Below are 16690 nucleotides of genomic sequence, written 5' to 3'. Positions count from 1 at the left end.
GGTAAACTACCGGTGGCCTTTCAGTCTATATACAAAGTCTGTTTGCACAGTGTGACGTTATAAAACCGCGCTGGTCGCTTTGGGGATGACTCCCGCAAGAAGACAGGGAAATCACCTGTCTTCTTGCTTCGTCTACCCCGTGGACGCGCCATCGCTAGCGCCTATGATAAATAAGCGTGTCTAAGAATATCGGAATTTTCTCTATATATAAGTGATGATATATTGAATCAAGTTCATCGCAATAACTCCTCTGTCTTCAAGCTGAAAGGCCACCGGTAAACTACCGATGGCCTTTATTTTTATTGAGAATTTAATTATTAAAGAGTCGAATTGAAATTTTATTTTTATTTGAAAGCTACATTATGCTGAACTTGATCTTGGTTTGTCCAAACAATTGTTGTTCCTGGAGCAACAGTGATGGTTTCTTCGCCAAATGCATAATCAGCGATATCAACTTCTACGCTATCCATGGCTTCTGCACCTTCTTCTACCAGTACGGTCATTTGCATAACCGGATGTGGCTCACAGAATACCGAAAATTCACCAGCTTCATTAAAGACAAAACTTGTTGTTTCGCCATTAGATAACAGGTTCGATGCTGTGCCGCTCATTGCTTCCGGCGCGCTTTCTTGTGTAGGCTCTTCTTCAGCACCTTCTTCTTCAGCACCTTCTTCTTCAGCACCTTCTTCTTCGGTACCTTCTTCTTCAGTACTTTCTTCTTCCGGTTCTTCTGTTGTTGTTTCTTCAGTCGTACTTTCTTGTTCTTCAGCCATAGGCTCTGTTGTTTCCTCGGTTACAGGTTGTTCTTGACCACAAGCGGAGAGTGATAAAATACCTGCCGCAAGAATAAAACTAAATTTTTTGTTAATCATTATTTTTCCTCCTCGTTTTTTGTTCTTGCTAATAGAACGTATAAAGATGAGAAATAGATTGCTTTTGAGTGAAAAAACTTATGGGAATGGTTTCCTTCTATATAAGTAGATGAAAATCTAATGCTATAGTTTGTTCGGTCAAGCAACCTGAAATAATAAATTTAAATTAATTTCAAAAAAGTGATCTAAAGATAAACCCTTTGCGTTATGCCTGTATATCGAAAAATAAAAAAGAAAAAAAGGGAGCGATTTTAGATGAAATTAAACAAAGTACTTTTAGCCGTACCACTTAGCCTAGCCTTACTGGTACCAACGGCGGCACTTGCCGACAGCCACGGAGGACATTCTACAGCGAGCGAAGCATCCATGGAAATGGCAACAGCAACACCAGCTGCGGAATTACGCATTGCACTCGACACGACATTAACGGAGCATGCCTTCCTCGCAATCGAAGCGATGCGTAAAGGCGTCGACGGCGCAGAAGATTTTGACCAAGCAGCGGGTGCACTTTTAGCCAATGCAGATGACTTGTCTGCAGCAGTTGGTTCAGTTTACGGTGACGAAGGCGCTGCGCAATTTGACGAAGTATGGAAATCACATATCGGCTATTTCGTGGATTACGTGACAGCAACCGCTGAAGACAACCAAGAAGGCAAAGACCAAGCATTAGCAGAACTGGAAAAATACAAAGTGGAACAATCTGAGTTCTTTGATACGGCAACGGGTGGCTTACTGCCAGCGGCAGCTGTTCAAGAAGGATTGGACATGCACGTAGATCAGTTGATCAACGCGTTTGACGCATACGTTGCCGGCGATTTCGAAAAAGCATACTCATTAGAGCGTGAAGGGATTCAACACATGAGCATGTTCGCAGAAAGCTTGTCAATTGCGATCACAACTCAATTCCCAGACAAATTCGATAACACAAGTGCCGATACACCAGCGATTGACTTGCGTGCAACATTGAACCAAACGTTCACAGAACACGCTGGACTTGCAGTGATGGCAATGCAAGACGGTGCCGATGGCGCGGAAAGCTTTGACCAAGCAGCAGGCGCGTTACTAGCGAACGCCGATGACTTATCTGCAGCAGTTGGTTCAGTATACGGCGAAGAAGCCGGTGCTCAATTTGAAGAAACATGGAAGTCACACATTGGCTACTTTGTGGATTACGTAACAGCAACAAGTGAAGGCAACAAAGAAGGCCAAGAACAAGCACGTGCTGAACTGGATCAATACATTGTCGACCAAGCAGCATTCTTAGATGCAGCAACAGAAGGTCGCGTACCAGCAGATGCACTTGAAGAAGGCTTAACAGCACACGTTGGACAACTACTTGGCGCATTTGATTCGTATGTAGCAGGCGACTTTGACGCTGCTTACAGCTCGATTCGTGAAGCTTATGCACATATGCAAATGCCAGCAGCAGGTCTATCTGCCGCGATTGTTGATCAATTCCCAGATCAATTTAGCGCAACAGAAATGCCATCTGAAATGCCGAAAACAGGCATGGGCGGCATGGCTGACCAAGGGTCATTCCCATTCTTATGGGTTCTTGCAGGCTTGATGTTAGCTGCATTGACTACAGTTGTAGCGGTTCGTACACGCAAACAGTAACTAAATATGGAGTAAGAGCTAGCCTATCCGGCTAGCTTTTTTTGTTGAATTGAATAAACGAAAAGACAGCTTCAATTAGTAAGCATTTACATTACTCCGAAATGAAGGTGTTGTTAACTTTTTATCTAGTTGATTTAGCTGGATTAAACTATTTCTCTTTCAACTATTTTAACATATACTTCCTCATGATTAACTACTCGAGGATTCATTGCCTGCCGCGATAGGTTGATTCCCATTTTAGTTAATGGCATGTCAAAAGTGGTTAGTTTCATTACTTGCGCGATGGGTTGATTGTCAAAACCAAGTATTGCTAACTTATCTGGCACTGCTATTTTTTTCTCCTTGCAATCAAACAATATACCAGCAGCTACTTGATCACTCGTTACGATTAAAGCGGTTGGGGGATTAGCCATAGCACATAAGCTTTTAATTATTTCTTGACCATCTTCAAAATTCAAGCAGTCATAAAACCGATAATGGGGTTCAAACGGTTCATTAATTTTTTGAAGAAAATCATGATAAGCTTTTTCTCTAGAACTACTATTAGAACCCGTTCTTCTGGCAAGGCAATAACCAATTTTTCGGTGTCCTTTGTTGTAGAGATAGTTTAAAGCTTCAGTAAAAATTTTGTAATGATCGATGAATGTCGAAGAGATATTCTTTCCGCGTGTATCCTCGCAAAGAATAATTGGGCCGTAAACTATGTACTCATCAATTATTTTTAATGGAGAATCACGAGAACAAAAGATCAAAGCATCTATTTGTTTATGCTTTAGCATTTCTAAATCTTCAAGTTCTCTTTGTTCCTCATAGTTTGTTTGAAAGAGAACTAACTTGTAATTATTTTTAACAGCTTCATTGGCTATTCCTTCCACCAATAAACCGAACAAGAACGAATAAGGGAAGGGATATGAAGATTGCTATGCTTATTTGTTTGAGGTGTATGCCAAAAAAAGATAACGAATAAAAAACTACTATTTTTATTAAGAAAAAAAGCGCTATCCTGAAAGTCTAATCGACTTTTAGGATAGCGCTTTGTGCAAAATTAGTTAATTTTCTTTAATTCTTCTACGACTGTTGAAGGTTCTACACGATCTCTATAATCTGATTTTGTGTAGTCATAGGCAATCGTTCCATCAGTACCAATAATATACGTCGCCGAAACAGGAAGTCTCCACGTATCTTCACCGTTATACTTATCAACATTCAAACCACTGCTTTTATAAATGTCTACTAGGTATTCAGGTAATTGGTAAACCAAGTTAAATTGGTTGGCTACTTCGTTATTTTCATCACTTAAGACGATGTATTCTAAGTCATGCTTTTCTTGAATAGACATCGATTGATCTGGTGTTTGTGGGCTAATGGCAATCAATTCAGCGTTTTGGCCGTGAATTTCACCGATTACTTGCTGATACGCACGCAGTTCCATATTGCAATACGGACACCAGTTGCCACGATAGAATGTTAGAACTACAGGTCCTTGTTTTAACTGTTCATATAGTTCAACCGTTTCACCTGTAGCATTCGGTAAGTTAAAGTTTGGTGCTTTTTCGCCTGTTTTTAATCCTTTTCCTTGGTCAGAAGCTTCTAACTCGTCAATCGCATTTTGCATCTTCTCTTGCGCTTCAGCTGGCTTTTTTTTCTTAAAGTTCTCGATATATTCCTGGATTTCTTCTCTCATGTTTGTAGTCATTAATAAAAACTCCTTTTCAAAATAAAATAAGTTACTAAAATTGCATATGAAATTATAAGTGCATTTGTAAGTTAGATGTGTTTTTGAGCGATAGCAAGAATTTCTTCTTTCGGCTGGAAGCCTACAGATTGTTCCATCAATTCACCATCTTTAAAGAATAGAAGTGTAGGAATACTCATAACACCATATTTTTGTGCAGTTTCTTGATTGTCATCAATATCTACTTGGACAACGCTTATGTTATTTTGCTGATCTTCATTGATTTCTTCTAAAGAAGGAGCGATCATTTTGCAGGGAGCACACCAAGCTGCACCAAGTTCTGCAATTACAAAACCTTCTTTCGTTTCATCGACAAATGTTGAATCTGTAACGTCTTTAATAGACATAGTATCTCTCCTTTTTGTTCGTTTCTAACCATTTAAACAAATCAAGTGGTTAGAAACAAACTTTACGATATGTTATGATGGAAGTCAATTATTCAGTCTTAAGGAGAAATGATCATGACAACAAACAATGAAAATTATTATTCATATGTAAGTGACTATTTATTTATCAACTTTTTAAATACAATCAATATCAAAAAAATAGCGGTAACAGATTTTCTAGAAGAAGAAAATGGAATAGAAGACTGGATATCGTTTATGGTGAAACAAGGTATATTGACTTTGCAGCAAGTAGAGCAACTGGAAAAGTCTTCGATTGATGTGAAGAAAATGAAAGATTTTCGTGACCAGTGGAGAAATTACTTTGAGGAATCGGAAGAATTACAAAACGCAATTGAATCATTAGCTATGTATACGAAACAAACGCCTTTGTATTTTGATCATTCACTAAAACCCATTCCAAGTAAAGGTGGCACAGAAGGACTTCTTGCCATGCTGTCGTTTGAAATGCTCCAAGCATCTCAAAGTGGCATCTTTAAAAAACTAAAAAAATGCGATAGTTCCCTCTGCTATGCATTTTTTATAGATACAAGCGGCAAGCGTAAATGGTGTTCAATGGAAGTTTGCGGGAATCGTGAAAAAGCGAGAAGACATTACGCTAAACAACTAAGTTCATAAAGATAGCAAGAAGACAAAGCGCATTTCAAAGCGTTTTGTCTTTTTTTTTCATTTAACCAAATTATATTTTTCTGAAAACTTTTCTGTTTACAAATGGACATGATAAGTATAAACTAAAGAAAAGTTTCCTTAGGGAAAAACATTTTAAAAAAGAAAGTAAATGGCGGAGGGGAAGTAAAATGGTTTCTGCAATTAAAATAAAAGATGTTCAAGTTTCCTATCATGGCCATTCTGCAATAGAAGCCATTGACTTGACTCTTGAACAAGGTAAAGTTCTTGGCATAATTGGTCCGAACGGCGCAGGCAAATCAACATTATTAAAAGCGATATTAAATTTAGTTTCTATTGATAAAGGCGTCATTGAAATATTTGGTGAAGCATTAAAAGAAAATAGAAAACGAATTGCTTATGTGCCTCAAAGAAATCAATACGATTGGGATTTCCCCATCCATGTTCTAGATGCTGTTTTGATCGGTACTTATCCAATCTTAGGAATATTTAAGCGACCAAAGAAAAAAGACAAAGAATGGGCTTACGAATGTTTGAAAAAAGTACGCATGGAAGAATTTGCTCATCGACAAATAGGGGAACTTTCCGGAGGGCAGCAACAGCGTGTTTTTCTTGCAAGAGCACTAGCGCAAAAAGCAGATATCTTCTTTTTGGATGAACCATTTGTCGGCATTGACGCGACAAGTGAAGAAATGATCGTCAAACTACTAAAAGATTTGAGAGACCAAGGCAAAACAGTAGTCGTGGTCCACCATGATTTAAGTAAAGCAAATGAATACTTTGATGAACTATTATTACTAAACAAACAAGTAATTGAGTATGGTAGTCCGCAACAAGTGTTGATACCTGAGGTTATGCGGAAAGCCTATGAAAGCGAATTATCTTTTTTGTATGAAGTTGGGGTGAACTGATTATGGCTTTTATCGAAGGGCTTATTGAATATGACTTTTTGCAAAAAGCTTTACTTACCTCGATTATGGTAGGAATTATTTGCGGAGTCATCGGTTGTTTTATCATTTTAAGAGGAATGGCTTTAATGGGAGATGCGATTTCCCATGCGGTTTTACCAGGAGTGGCAATTTCTTATGCAATTGGCATCAATTTCTTCTTTGGTGCGGTATTTACAGGTGTGTTAACCGCGATTGGGATCGGTTTTGTTAGTCAAAACAGTCGGATCAAACAAGATACGGCAATTGGTATTATGTTTTCTGCAGCATTTGCGTTAGGGGCAATCCTTATTACGGTTCTTGAAAGTAGTACCGATTTGTATCATATTTTGTTTGGTAATGTGTTAGCGGTAAGGCCATCAGATATGTGGATTACGCTTGGCATCGGGCTAATTGTTTTAGTTTCTGTTTTTGGTTTTTACAAAGAACTTCTTGTAACGTCGTTTGATGAGACGATGGCAGAAGTTTACGGTCTTCCAGTGAGATTGATTCATTACTTTTTAATGACACTTCTGACAATGGTGACAGTAGCTTCGCTTCAAACAGTCGGAATTATATTAGTAGTGGCGATGCTAATCACACCTGCTGCAACAGCATATTTACTGACGGATCGCCTATCAACAATGATTTTCATATCGGCATCTATTGGGGTGAGTGCAGCTGTAATCGGCTTGTACTTTAGTTTCACATACAACTTGGCGTCAGGTGCTACTATTGTGCTTGCTGCGACGACTCTGTTCTTTTTAGCCTTTGTTTTCTCGCCTAAGCAAGGAATGTTATGGCGGAAATTAAATGCCAGAAAACAAAGAACAGTAACCAATTAATTTTTTGAAAAGGGAGAGTATTTATGTTTAAAAAGAATAAAATTTTTATCATTAGTATCGTCTTGCTTTTTTTATTAGCAGGATGTTCTAGTAACGAAAGCGAAAATAGCGATACAAAAGATGACAAGTTACAAGTAGTAACAACGTATTCGATTCTATATGACATTGTAAAAAATGTGGGAGGAGATCAAATTGACCTTCATAGTTTAGCGCCAATTGGCTCGAACCCACATGAATATGAAACATTGCCATTAGATGTACAAAAAGCAACAGACGCAGATATCGTTTTTTATAACGGCTTAAATTTAGAGGCAGGTAACTCATGGTTTGAAAAGTTGATGATTACTGCTGGGAAATCAGAAGATTCAGCACCTGTCTACAAAATGAGCGAAGGCGTAGAGCCGATGTATTTAACCACTGAAGGAAAAGAAGGCGAAGAAGATCCGCACGCTTGGTTAGATGTTCAAAATGGCATTAAATATGCAGAGAATGCAAGAGATGCCTTTATTGAAATAGACCCGGACCATAAAGAAGAGTATGAAAAAAATGCACAAGCTTATATTAGTGAGTTGGAAGCACTTCATCAGAAAGCCATCGATCAATATAGCAAAATTCCAAAAGAAAAACGGATTTTTGTAACAAGTGAAGGGGCATTTAAATACTTCAGTAAAGCTTATGATTTCCAAGCTGAGTACATTTGGGAGATCAACCAAGAAAACCAAGGAACACCATCACAAATTACGCGTGTACTTGATTTGATCAATGAACAGCAAATTCAAGGTTTGTTTTTAGAAACAAGTATTGACCCACGCAGTATGGAAATGGTGTCGAGAGAAACAGGTATGGATATTAAAGGAAAAGTCTTTACCGATTCAATTGGGAAACCAGGCGAAGATGGAGATACGTATATCAAAATGATGCAGTGGAATATAGATACGATTTATAAAGGGTTAACTGAGTAAAGAAAAAAGTTAAGATATAAATTTACATTCAAAAAGCCGGTTTAAAACCGGCTTTTTTTTATAGTAAATGCCTAATCAACCTAATTTACTTTGTCGCAAGCTAGTTTCCTGAAGACTCATATTCTTTATCGGTTCCGTCAGCATACGTTACATCAATCTCTAAGGATTCATAATCCGGTGCAAGGTCGAATACTTCCGTAACTTTATTAATAACATCTTCATCAGACATATCCGGAGTCAACTCGAGTTGAGCTAAAAAAGGTTCGATCTTATCAAATGCATTATTACCTGATAGCATTTCTTCAGCAGAGGAATCTTCATATTCAGCCTCTACAAGATCACGGTCTTCTTCATAAGAAACTTTTAATTTTTCTTCTGGATCCGTGTACTCAACTTCTAACTCGAACTCGGTAAAGCCGTAAACCTCGCCACCAATATTTTCATCCTCAAGACCTCCGCCAGGATTAGCATCTTCAACACCTTCGTAATCCACAGCATCTTCTGTAACGGTATCTGTTACTTGGTCATCATTGCCACAAGCCCCTAGAGAAAATACAGCGGAGAAAAGGAAGCCAGTTGCAATTGCATTTTTTCTAATCATTATTTTCTCATCCTTTCTTTTTCCGATTATTAATGATGTTTCCCGAATTTGAAAAAAATATGCTTTTAAGTAGAAACGGATATAGCTAATGGTGAACAAAAAAATAGGTTTGATAACAATAAAGTATTAAAAGTAGCAATGGATACGTTTTTGATGAGTCCAAGCGGGTAAGTGAGTAACAAGGCTCATAAAAATCCAGACGAAATGGAGGGATTCGAATGAAGAAATCACAGGTCTTAGCAAAATGGGGATTAACTTTCACATTGTCTCTTGGTTTTCTAGCTGCTTGTAATCCAGGAGAAGAGCTAGAAAAAGAAGTAGAAGAGGAAGAACTAGAAGATGCGATAGAAGAAGATGTGGTAGAACCCGTTGGTGAATTAGAAGAAGAAATAGAAAATCAAGGCGTGGAAGATGCAGTAGAAGACGAAGACGTTCAAGTAGACGAAGAGTAAAGTTTGATGACCAAATTGTATTTTATTGAATAGATGTTTTAAGCTGCTTATCACTTCCACGTATTGAGCTAATAACGTACCCCATAAAGCAATAGTGGTGATACAAGTAATTTAGTTACTTTGTTTATGAAGAAATAGTAGTTCGAACCAACAATGGTTTGTTCTACTATTTTTTCACTATTTCTAACGATAGTATATAAGTCAAAGTTCGAGGGGGGATTTCGATTTCATTCGAATGGTTTAGCACTGTGAGTAATATTTTTGTTGTGGTCAATGTAATGCTGGCAATCTTTATTTTATTTTTTGAACGAAAAACGGCAACATCGGCATGGGCATGGATTTTAATATTATTTTTCGTACCGATAGTTGGTTTCGTTTTATATTTGCTATTCGGTAAATCGTTACGACCAAAACGGTTAAATAGTACAGCTACCTATGACAATAAAAAATTTAAGGAATATCGCATACGTCAACTAAACGAACTAAAAGAAGGTAGTTTTCGTCCATCTTCAAAAAATGTAGAAAAGTGGTTAGATCTTATCCAAATGAATATGTCTAGAACGGATGCACCTTTGTCGACTGCAACAGATATTCAAATCTTTAACGATGGCACCAAAAAATTTAATGCGTTATTTGAAGATATTTGTAAGGCAAAAGATCATGTCCACCTGCAATATTTCATTTTAAACAATGACGATTTAGGTCGTCGCCTCATAGGTTTGTTAACTAAAAAAGCCAAACAAGGGGTTAATATCCGGTTCTTGTATGATGACCTAGGTTCCAAAAATCTCCCGAAAGATTTTTTTGATGAATTCCATGCAAGTGGGGGGATAGCAGTTCCCTTTTTACCGGCACTGATGTCGAGCATTAATCCTCGGCTGAATCACAGAAATCACCGTAAATTAGTGGTTGTGGATGGTTCGGTTGGTTATATCGGTGGGTTCAACGTTGGTGATGAATATTTAGGCAAGAAGGAACTAGGCTATTGGCGAGATACTCACCTCCGTCTAGAAGGAAGTATCATTTATTCACTTCAAAATCGTTTTTTTATTGACTGGAATCAAGCAACTGAGAAATTTCCGTTAAAGTTTGCTGAAAGCTTTTTCCCTAGTAAAGATGAAAATTCAGGCACGGCGATGCAAATGGTTGCAAGTGGACCTTTGGACACACATGAAGACATTAAAAACGGGTACTTGAAAATGATTTATCATGCTCGCAAAAGTATTTATCTACAAACACCGTATTTTATCCCAGATAAGTCGATTATGGATGCATTAAAAACAGCAGCATTAGGTGGCGTTGATGTTCAAATTATGATTCCGCATCAAGCTGACCACATATTTGTTCATTCGGCTACACTGTCATTCGCTCGTGAATTGCTACGAGATGGTGTCAAAGTGTATAGCTATAAAAATGGCTTTTTACATGCCAAAACACTCGTAGTTGATGGGCAATCCTATTCGGTAGGATCAGCTAATATGGACATTCGTAGTTTTAAATTGAATTTTGAAGTGAATGCTTTTGTATACGATGAGCAGTCAGCACGTGAAATGGAAGATTTATTTTTCCGAGATAAGGAACTTTCTGCCGAATTGACAGAAGAAACATTTAAGAGTCAATCGTGGATGGAAAAAATTAAGCAAGATGTAGCACAGTTAGTATCACCAATTTTGTAAGATGATGTTGAACAATAAAGGGAGAGACTATTTTATGGTCTCTTCCTTTATTATAGTTAATAGGGAGACATATTCGACGATAGGATGTTGAAGGCCTAAGTAATATTGAAATATATCCAAAATAAAAAAAACAAAATTAAAGGGAGGATATAAAATGATTTATTCGACTCTTGTAGAGCCCAACTTTTTAACAGCCATTTGTCAATGATGGCGTAGAGGAGAGCAGCGAGTATTCCAAATACCATAAAAAAGAGTTCGAAATCGAGAACTCCATTGACTGATCCAAATAAACCAAGTAGAAAAATATACAGCCAATTTGATCGAGCGAACCACTTTCGTTGTAGAAATTCGAAGAAAATCGAAATTAGATTACCGTAAATGAGAATAATAATGAAAATGTAAAAGAAGAATATCATAAACATGCCAGGAAAATCTGCATAATCACCGTCAGATTTAATGCGCATATATGTCTCCCAAAAACTCCATACTGTTGAAAAGATAAAAGCAGTAAGAAATGTAACTTTTAATTTGCGCACAACAAGTTCTTTCATACTTTCGGTCATGGAGGACTCCTTTTTACTACCTATATTAACTATTAGAAAGTAAACGACCAATCGTGTTCGAAAGTTCCATGAAAGTTTTAAGTTTAGAAAGAACGTTTTACTGTAAAATGGTATTGCTACTGAAAAGCGAACTATACAAGAATGGAGTCGGATTAAAAGCGCGAATAGAAAGAAGGTAAATCGATGAATTGCGAAACAGTAATGCAAGAACTAGAGGCATTAGGAAAAGAACGAATGAAAAAGATTTATTTATCCAACGGTGCACATGAACCTTTATTTGGCGTAGCAACAGGTGCTATGAAGCCAATCGCGAAGAAAATAAAGATAAATCAAGCGTTGGCAGAACAATTGTATGCAACAGGTAACTACGATGCGATGTATTTTGCAGGTATTATTGCAGACCCAAAAGCTATGACTGCTGAGGACTTTGATTGCTGGATAGAGGACGCGTATTTTTATATGATTGCTGATTTTGTCGTGGCGGTAACTTTATCAGAGTCTAATATTGCACAGGAAGTAGCTGATCAATGGATTGCCAGCGGAGAAGAATTGAAAATGTCGGCGGGATGGAGCTGTTATTGTTGGCTACTCGGTAATCGTTCAGACGAGGAATTTTCCGAAAGCAAGATTTCAGCTATGCTTGATACTGTGGAAAAGAACATACACAGCTCACCGCCACGTACGAAATCCTCAATGAATAATTTTTTATACACGGTTGGAATTTCATTTCGGCCATTAAATGACAAGGCAGTCGAAGTTTCGAAAAGAGTCGGGATTGTAGAAATTGAACGGGATAACAAAAAAAATAGCCTGTTAAATGCCTATGAAAGCATTCAAACGGCTATGGAAAAAGGTAGATTGGGCTTTAAACGCAAATATGTCAGATGTTAAAAAAGCTAATCCATTGATGGATTAGCTTTTTTTTGATGAACTAAGCTTTTTTTTCATCTTTTTCAGAAACCTCCGCCATTAAAGCTGCAAGTAATTGAGCTTCTTGCTTTTCTTTTAATCTCAAATGAGCTTCTGTATAGCTCGGATTAATTGATCCGCTTCCGAGTCCTTCATTAATCATTTGATCTATGGCATTAAAACGTTCCAAAGCTGTTTGATGTTGTTCACTCATTTTTAGGCCCTCCTTTTTAATGTTTTATATGCAATAAGAATGAAAATTTCACTCGTACAAACCACTTATCACCATTAACCAACTCAGCTATTCTCTATTCATTATATCATATTTTTATAATATTCTGATAAAAATAACGAGGTTCATTACGATTTTCTATCAACCTTTTTAGCGTGATGAAACCAAAACATCACTAATTCTTCAATTTATCGGACTGACCGTGGTATAATAAAGAACTTAGGGCATAGATGGTTTTGCTCTTTAGTGAACGGATGCCAAAAAGCCTCCGCTTACCGTTAATATATGGAGGTGTAACAAAATGAACAAACGATGGACAATTAAAGAAATTAAAGCATTTGTCGAAAAAAATTCAGACAGCAAACTACTGTCGACAGAATATCATGGATTTTCTCAAAAGCTGCTATTTAAATGCGCTTGCGGGAATAACTTCGAAAAAACTTTCACAAAATTCAACACAAAAAACCAACGTAAATGTGACGTGTGCCAACCACCAAAACCGCCACGTGGCGAATAATGAACGATCAAAGCACTGATTTCTTTTTAGAAATCAGTGCTTTTTTATTTGAAGCATTAGTACCGATATAATAATGACGGGAAAGGTCAATAAATTATGTATACCAGGTAAAAGAATAAATGGTAAAATTTAATAAATATCAATCTTACTTAGTTAATTAAAATATAGGAGATGGGCTATGAAAAAAAAAGTAGTAGTAGCGATTGTAGTTGTTAGCGTGTTAATTATTGGAGTGGTGGCAGCGGTAGTATTGCGTGACAAAGACAAAGCCGTTGTCATGGAAAAGTATGTTGAAACAACCAATGCAGTTTACGATATATCAATTAATATGGATAAGGAAAATGACTTTCAAGTGCAGACAATGATTGATGTGACAAACGATTCAACCGACGCTTGGTCGGATATTGGATTTTATTTGGTTCCAAATGCGATGAATGCTGAAGAGACACAGGCTTATGAAGATGATAGAGCGCAAATTGAGATTTCTTCCATAACGGTTGATGGAAAAGAAGTATCTTATACATTGGAAAATAATGGTTTATTAGTGGAGTTGGAAACTCAGCTAGACACAGGGTCTGGGGCAACTGTAACAGTCGACTATTCAATGACTTTGCCACAAAACGGCATGCGCTTGTCTCAAGTAGATGATAATTTTTACTTGGCTCATTGGTATCCTATGCTCGCACTATATCGAAACGGCTGGGATATTAACGATTATGATGCAAAAGGAGAGTCTTACAATACAGATTATGGGGACTTTATCGTGAGTTATGAGTTACCTAAAGACTATTTAGTTGCGAGTTCTGGAAATGATGGTCCAATTAAAGCAGCATCAACAGGCACAGTAAAAGGAGAAAACATCAAAGATTTTTACATGGCAATTATGGATCCTGATGAATGGGAGTTTGAAACTATTCAAGCTAATGACACTCAGCTGAACGTGTTTACCCGGGCTACGCAAAATATATTAGAAGAAACTTCTTCACTCGCAGTTGACGCGTATCTCTATTTTGAAGTGGAAATTGGCGATAATCCATTTACAGAGCTTGATATTATTGCAAACGACGGCTATATGGAATATCCGAATGTTATTGAAGTGGCTGCAGATGGAGAATCTCAAGAAATGGTTCTCGTACATGAAATTGCTCATCAATGGTTTTATTATTTAGTAACGAACGATCCGTATTATGAATCCTGGTTAGACGAAGGATTTACAGAATTTAGTAGTTCGTTGTTTTTAAGTGATCGCTACGACGATGAAGAATACGGTTTCTGGGGCGCTTCATCAGCGGAACAATATTACCGACCAGAAAAATATGTGAATTTGCCTCTTTCAAAATTTAGTGATGAGACGTATTATTCGACCATTTACGGCAAAGTTCCAATGGTGTTAAAAGAATATTTTGATGAAAATGGTGGCAGAGAAAGAGCACTTTTGTTCTTGTCGGCTTATTACGAAGAATTTCAGTTTAAGCAAGTAAATACAGAAGAGTTTAAAATGTTTTTCGAGGAGTATTTCGAGGGCGATCAAAGTAAGTTTTTGGATAGTTGGTTAAAATAACATTGTGATTGTTTGGAAGAAGCTGGACTTACAGCTTCTTTTTTTATGTATATTTCTTATCGGGAAAATTTTAAAGGGTTTATTTGCCATATGGAGAATAGTACCATATGGCTTTTGACTCTAACTCGACTGGAGCGATTCACTGTGAATAAAATATTGATGGCATTATATGGGGTGTCCGCCATTTTAACAATCACTGTTTTTTACTGGATGAATTACTTGACTGCTCCGGTTCTTAATAATGATTATCGGGGTGGGAATGGCAATCCGGCTTTATTTTTCCCTGTAGTTCTTATGCCATTTATATTTTATTTCTTGTATGGAACTATTGAGTTGTCGATGCGGCTGGCAGAGAAATGGCTTAGTCGAAAAAAGACAATTATTGTGATTTCATTAAGTTTGATTTATTTAGTAGGCACAGCTTTATGGACCATTCGTGCAGCTGATCGCTTTCGAACTTATATAGTAGAGACGAAAGAGGCATATAGCGATCCAAAAGAATTCGCATTGCTAAACGTATTTTCAAATCATTTATTCTTTAATCCATTGACGTTCTTTGGAGTCGTCGTGATTTGTTTTGTGGTGGGAGCGGGATGGAGTTTGAAGAGAAGGACGAGTTTGTAGAATTTTGGTGATAGATGCTTTTTGGTGGAGGGATTACTGGTTTTGCAAACAAAGTGGAATTTTGCGCAAACAAATAGAGTGTTCCTGCAAACAAAATAGATTAATGCGCAAACAACGCCTTGTATCCCGCAAACAACTGCAGTAACTAAGATGTAAATAAACAGTTTAAGTGAATGGAAAAGGTGTGAACACGATGCGAGATTCTGCGAGAGTGATCCTCATAAAAAATAGCGAGGTTGCTTTTATTGAACGAGTAAAAAATGGGGATACTTATTTTGTTTTTCCAGGCGGAGGAATTAAAAAAGGTGAAACACCAAAAGAAGCCGCGAAAAGAGAAGCTTTGGAAGAAACCGGACTTGAAGTTGAAATTTTGGAATGTCTCAAAAAAGTCGAGTGGAATGGCACTCATTACTTTTTTAGAGCAACTATCACAGGGGGCAATTTTGGTTCCGGATTGGGTGCAGAGTTTGTAGAGGAGAAAAGAGCGCGAGGTACATATCGTCCAGTCTGGCTGAATATCAATATTCTTGATTCCTTAGATATTAGACCCAGAAGCATTATGGGAAATATAAAAAATTTGTAAATTTGATAGTGAATGAGCGTGCGGCGTAGTTAGGTGAGTGACGATTTTGCAAATAAAGTAAGATTTCGCCCAAACATAATGGGATTTTGCGCAAACAACTGCAGTAACTAGCATTTCCAAAGGAGTGTTCAAATGACTAAAGCTAGAAAATCTTGGATTGGAGCGGCCGGAGTTGTCGTGTTGGACAACAAAATCTTGATGGTTAAAGAAAAAGCGACTAAAAGATGGAGTGTGCCATCAGGAGAAATTGAAAACGGAGAAACTGTGGAACAAGCGTGTGTAAGAGAAATACACGAAGAGACAGGGCTTAGCGTGTCAGTGGGAAAAGCCATTCATACCAAAAATATGGTTATCGGAAATTTCAATGTAACAACATATTATTTTTATTGCACAATAAGTACTGGAGAAATCATGTATACAGACCCAGATGACGAAATTGAAGAAATCGCTTGGCAAAACTATGACGATCTTTTAACAATTGAACATGATTATCCAGAAGACTTGGAATTGCTACTGACTTTCATTACCCCACCAAATTATATACCAGAGGTGAACAAGCATGTCTTATGAAACCAATTGTCCTTTTTGTAATCCAACAAAAGACCACAATCAAAATATCGTAGTTGAAAATAAAACCTGTTATTTTCTCCAACATGACAAGCAACAAGATGTCCTAGAAGGCAGTGGGGTGATCGTGCCGAAGCAGCACCGTGCAACAACGTTCGATTTAACAAAAGACGAGTGGGATGATACATATGAGTTATTGCAAAAAGCGAAAGAATATTTAGATCGAATCTATGCCCCAGATGGCTATACACTTGGGTGGAATGTGGGCGAGGCTTCGAACCAGTCGATTCAGCATAGTCACCTTCATGTCATTCCGCGCTATCATGATGAACCTTTAGCAGGTAAAGGACTACGTCATTGGCTGAAGCAACCAGAGAACAAAAGGGTAAGAAAATAAGAGTGCTTTTATCTTTTGCA

At 37.5% G+C, this 16690-nt stretch carries 19 protein-coding genes and 1 pseudogene; 14 read left to right on the top strand and 6 right to left on the bottom strand.

The window, feature by feature from the left end; translation table 11 throughout:
• Positions 1–344: 344 nt before the first annotated feature.
• Positions 345–872: a plastocyanin/azurin family copper-binding protein gene (locus BBI08_RS09510; protein WP_008497729.1), complete on the bottom strand. Its 528-nt coding sequence runs from the start codon at positions 870–872 to the stop codon at positions 345–347.
• A gap of 255 nt (positions 873–1127) precedes the next feature.
• Here BBI08_RS09510 and BBI08_RS09505 point away from each other — a divergent pair, with 255 nt between their 5' ends.
• Positions 1128–2489 (top strand): copper amine oxidase, encoded by a 1362-nt coding sequence (locus tag BBI08_RS09505; protein ID WP_065528027.1) that lies wholly within the window; start codon positions 1128–1130, stop codon positions 2487–2489.
• A 143-nt stretch (positions 2490–2632) separates the two neighbouring features.
• On the opposite strand, the pseudogene BBI08_RS09500 reads toward BBI08_RS09505, so the two are convergent.
• From BBI08_RS09500 to trxA, 3 genes and pseudogenes are all read right to left on the bottom strand, one after another.
• A pseudogene (locus BBI08_RS09500) lies at positions 2633–3382 on the bottom strand (substrate-binding domain-containing protein); the annotation flags it as partial.
• A 152-nt stretch (positions 3383–3534) separates the two neighbouring features.
• The gene (locus BBI08_RS09495; RefSeq protein WP_008499183.1) at positions 3535–4185 is read right to left on the bottom strand and encodes a peroxiredoxin-like family protein; all 651 of its coding nucleotides are present in this window, start codon (positions 4183–4185) and stop codon (positions 3535–3537) included.
• Between the two features lie 71 nt (positions 4186–4256).
• Positions 4257–4571, bottom strand: a complete 315-nt coding sequence (gene trxA, locus BBI08_RS09490) for a thioredoxin (protein WP_008499182.1) — start codon at positions 4569–4571, stop codon at positions 4257–4259.
• A 114-nt stretch (positions 4572–4685) separates the two neighbouring features.
• Between trxA and BBI08_RS09485 the strand changes: the two genes are divergently transcribed.
• The 4 genes from BBI08_RS09485 (at position 4686) to BBI08_RS09470 (ending at position 7988) form a co-directional block, all read left to right on the top strand.
• On the top strand, positions 4686–5246 hold the full coding sequence (locus tag BBI08_RS09485) for a CGNR zinc finger domain-containing protein (protein WP_065528025.1): 561 nt from the start codon (positions 4686–4688) through the stop codon (positions 5244–5246).
• A 179-nt stretch (positions 5247–5425) separates the two neighbouring features.
• Positions 5426–6166 carry a metal ABC transporter ATP-binding protein gene (locus BBI08_RS09480; protein ID WP_008499180.1) on the top strand — a complete coding sequence of 247 codons (741 nt, stop codon included), beginning with the start codon at positions 5426–5428 and terminating at the stop codon, positions 6164–6166.
• Between the two features lie 2 nt (positions 6167–6168).
• Positions 6169–7026 carry a metal ABC transporter permease gene (locus BBI08_RS09475; RefSeq protein WP_065528024.1) on the top strand — a complete coding sequence of 286 codons (858 nt, stop codon included), beginning with the start codon at positions 6169–6171 and terminating at the stop codon, positions 7024–7026.
• 23 nt (positions 7027–7049) lie between these two features.
• Entirely contained in the window at positions 7050–7988 is a 939-nt protein-coding gene (locus tag BBI08_RS09470; RefSeq protein WP_065528023.1) for a metal ABC transporter substrate-binding protein, read from the top strand.
• Positions 7989–8088: 100 nt separating this feature from the next.
• Here BBI08_RS09470 and BBI08_RS09465 read toward each other — a convergent pair whose 3' ends face one another.
• A complete protein-coding gene (locus BBI08_RS09465) occupies positions 8089–8589 on the bottom strand; it encodes a YusW family protein (RefSeq protein ID WP_008499177.1) in 501 nt (166 codons plus the stop codon).
• A gap of 218 nt (positions 8590–8807) precedes the next feature.
• Here BBI08_RS09465 and BBI08_RS09460 point away from each other — a divergent pair, with 218 nt between their 5' ends.
• From BBI08_RS09460 to BBI08_RS09445, 3 genes are all read left to right on the top strand, one after another.
• Positions 8808–9041, top strand: a complete 234-nt coding sequence (locus BBI08_RS09460; protein WP_008499176.1) for a hypothetical protein — start codon at positions 8808–8810, stop codon at positions 9039–9041.
• A gap of 248 nt (positions 9042–9289) precedes the next feature.
• On the top strand, positions 9290–10717 hold the full coding sequence (cls, locus tag BBI08_RS09455) for a cardiolipin synthase (RefSeq protein WP_237146531.1): 1428 nt from the start codon (positions 9290–9292) through the stop codon (positions 10715–10717).
• A 746-nt stretch (positions 10718–11463) separates the two neighbouring features.
• Positions 11464–12171 carry a DNA alkylation repair protein gene (locus BBI08_RS09445; protein WP_065528021.1) on the top strand — a complete coding sequence of 236 codons (708 nt, stop codon included), beginning with the start codon at positions 11464–11466 and terminating at the stop codon, positions 12169–12171.
• A 40-nt stretch (positions 12172–12211) separates the two neighbouring features.
• Here the strand turns inward: BBI08_RS09445 and BBI08_RS09440 are convergent, their stop codons facing one another.
• The gene (locus BBI08_RS09440) at positions 12212–12403 is read right to left on the bottom strand and encodes a hypothetical protein (RefSeq protein ID WP_065528020.1); all 192 of its coding nucleotides are present in this window, start codon (positions 12401–12403) and stop codon (positions 12212–12214) included.
• Between the two features lie 319 nt (positions 12404–12722).
• Between BBI08_RS09440 and BBI08_RS09435 the strand changes: the two genes are divergently transcribed.
• From BBI08_RS09435 to BBI08_RS09410, 6 genes are all read left to right on the top strand, one after another.
• A complete protein-coding gene (locus tag BBI08_RS09435; RefSeq protein ID WP_008499172.1) occupies positions 12723–12938 on the top strand; it encodes a hypothetical protein in 216 nt (71 codons plus the stop codon).
• A 178-nt stretch (positions 12939–13116) separates the two neighbouring features.
• The gene (locus BBI08_RS09430) at positions 13117–14499 is read left to right on the top strand and encodes a M1 family metallopeptidase (protein ID WP_008499171.1); all 1383 of its coding nucleotides are present in this window, start codon (positions 13117–13119) and stop codon (positions 14497–14499) included.
• A 144-nt stretch (positions 14500–14643) separates the two neighbouring features.
• Positions 14644–15123: a hypothetical protein gene (locus BBI08_RS09425; RefSeq protein ID WP_008499170.1), complete on the top strand. Its 480-nt coding sequence runs from the start codon at positions 14644–14646 to the stop codon at positions 15121–15123.
• Positions 15124–15316: 193 nt separating this feature from the next.
• The gene (locus BBI08_RS09420) at positions 15317–15706 is read left to right on the top strand and encodes an NUDIX hydrolase (RefSeq protein WP_008499169.1); all 390 of its coding nucleotides are present in this window, start codon (positions 15317–15319) and stop codon (positions 15704–15706) included.
• A 132-nt stretch (positions 15707–15838) separates the two neighbouring features.
• The gene (locus tag BBI08_RS09415; RefSeq protein WP_008499168.1) at positions 15839–16276 is read left to right on the top strand and encodes an NUDIX hydrolase; all 438 of its coding nucleotides are present in this window, start codon (positions 15839–15841) and stop codon (positions 16274–16276) included.
• Positions 16266–16670, top strand: a complete 405-nt coding sequence (locus BBI08_RS09410; RefSeq protein WP_008499167.1) for an HIT family protein — start codon at positions 16266–16268, stop codon at positions 16668–16670. Before BBI08_RS09415 ends, BBI08_RS09410 begins: the two co-directional genes overlap by 11 nt.
• The last annotated feature ends 20 nt before the right edge of the window (positions 16671–16690 follow it).

The sequence above is a fragment of the Planococcus halocryophilus genome (genome assembly GCF_001687585.2).
GTDB lineage: Bacteria > Bacillota > Bacilli > Bacillales_A > Planococcaceae > Planococcus > Planococcus halocryophilus.
Note: the sequence above shows the minus strand (reverse complement) of the source record. Positions and strands in the feature narration are given on the sequence as shown.

Bases quoted from the DNA above. Each gene is read 5' to 3' on its own strand.
- BBI08_RS09510 (WP_008497729.1), bottom strand. From the start codon at position 872: ATGATTAACAAAAAATTTAGTTTTATTCTTGCGGCAGGTATTTTATCA.
- BBI08_RS09505 (WP_065528027.1), top strand. From the start codon at position 1,128: ATGAAATTAAACAAAGTACTTTTAGCCGTACCACTTAGCCTAGCCTTA.
- BBI08_RS09495 (WP_008499183.1), bottom strand. From the start codon at position 4,185: ATGACTACAAACATGAGAGAAGAAATCCAGGAATATATCGAGAACTTT.
- trxA (WP_008499182.1), bottom strand. From the start codon at position 4,571: ATGTCTATTAAAGACGTTACAGATTCAACATTTGTCGATGAAACGAAA.
- BBI08_RS09485 (WP_065528025.1), top strand. From the start codon at position 4,686: ATGACAACAAACAATGAAAATTATTATTCATATGTAAGTGACTATTTA.
- BBI08_RS09480 (WP_008499180.1), top strand. From the start codon at position 5,426: ATGGTTTCTGCAATTAAAATAAAAGATGTTCAAGTTTCCTATCATGGC.
- BBI08_RS09475 (WP_065528024.1), top strand. From the start codon at position 6,169: ATGGCTTTTATCGAAGGGCTTATTGAATATGACTTTTTGCAAAAAGCT.
- BBI08_RS09470 (WP_065528023.1), top strand. From the start codon at position 7,050: ATGTTTAAAAAGAATAAAATTTTTATCATTAGTATCGTCTTGCTTTTT.
- BBI08_RS09465 (WP_008499177.1), bottom strand. From the start codon at position 8,589: ATGATTAGAAAAAATGCAATTGCAACTGGCTTCCTTTTCTCCGCTGTA.
- BBI08_RS09460 (WP_008499176.1), top strand. From the start codon at position 8,808: ATGAAGAAATCACAGGTCTTAGCAAAATGGGGATTAACTTTCACATTG.
- BBI08_RS09445 (WP_065528021.1), top strand. From the start codon at position 11,464: ATGAATTGCGAAACAGTAATGCAAGAACTAGAGGCATTAGGAAAAGAA.
- BBI08_RS09440 (WP_065528020.1), bottom strand. From the start codon at position 12,403: ATGAGTGAACAACATCAAACAGCTTTGGAACGTTTTAATGCCATAGAT.
- BBI08_RS09435 (WP_008499172.1), top strand. From the start codon at position 12,723: ATGAACAAACGATGGACAATTAAAGAAATTAAAGCATTTGTCGAAAAA.
- BBI08_RS09430 (WP_008499171.1), top strand. From the start codon at position 13,117: ATGAAAAAAAAAGTAGTAGTAGCGATTGTAGTTGTTAGCGTGTTAATT.
- BBI08_RS09420 (WP_008499169.1), top strand. From the start codon at position 15,317: ATGCGAGATTCTGCGAGAGTGATCCTCATAAAAAATAGCGAGGTTGCT.
- BBI08_RS09415 (WP_008499168.1), top strand. From the start codon at position 15,839: ATGACTAAAGCTAGAAAATCTTGGATTGGAGCGGCCGGAGTTGTCGTG.
- BBI08_RS09410 (WP_008499167.1), top strand. From the start codon at position 16,266: ATGTCTTATGAAACCAATTGTCCTTTTTGTAATCCAACAAAAGACCAC.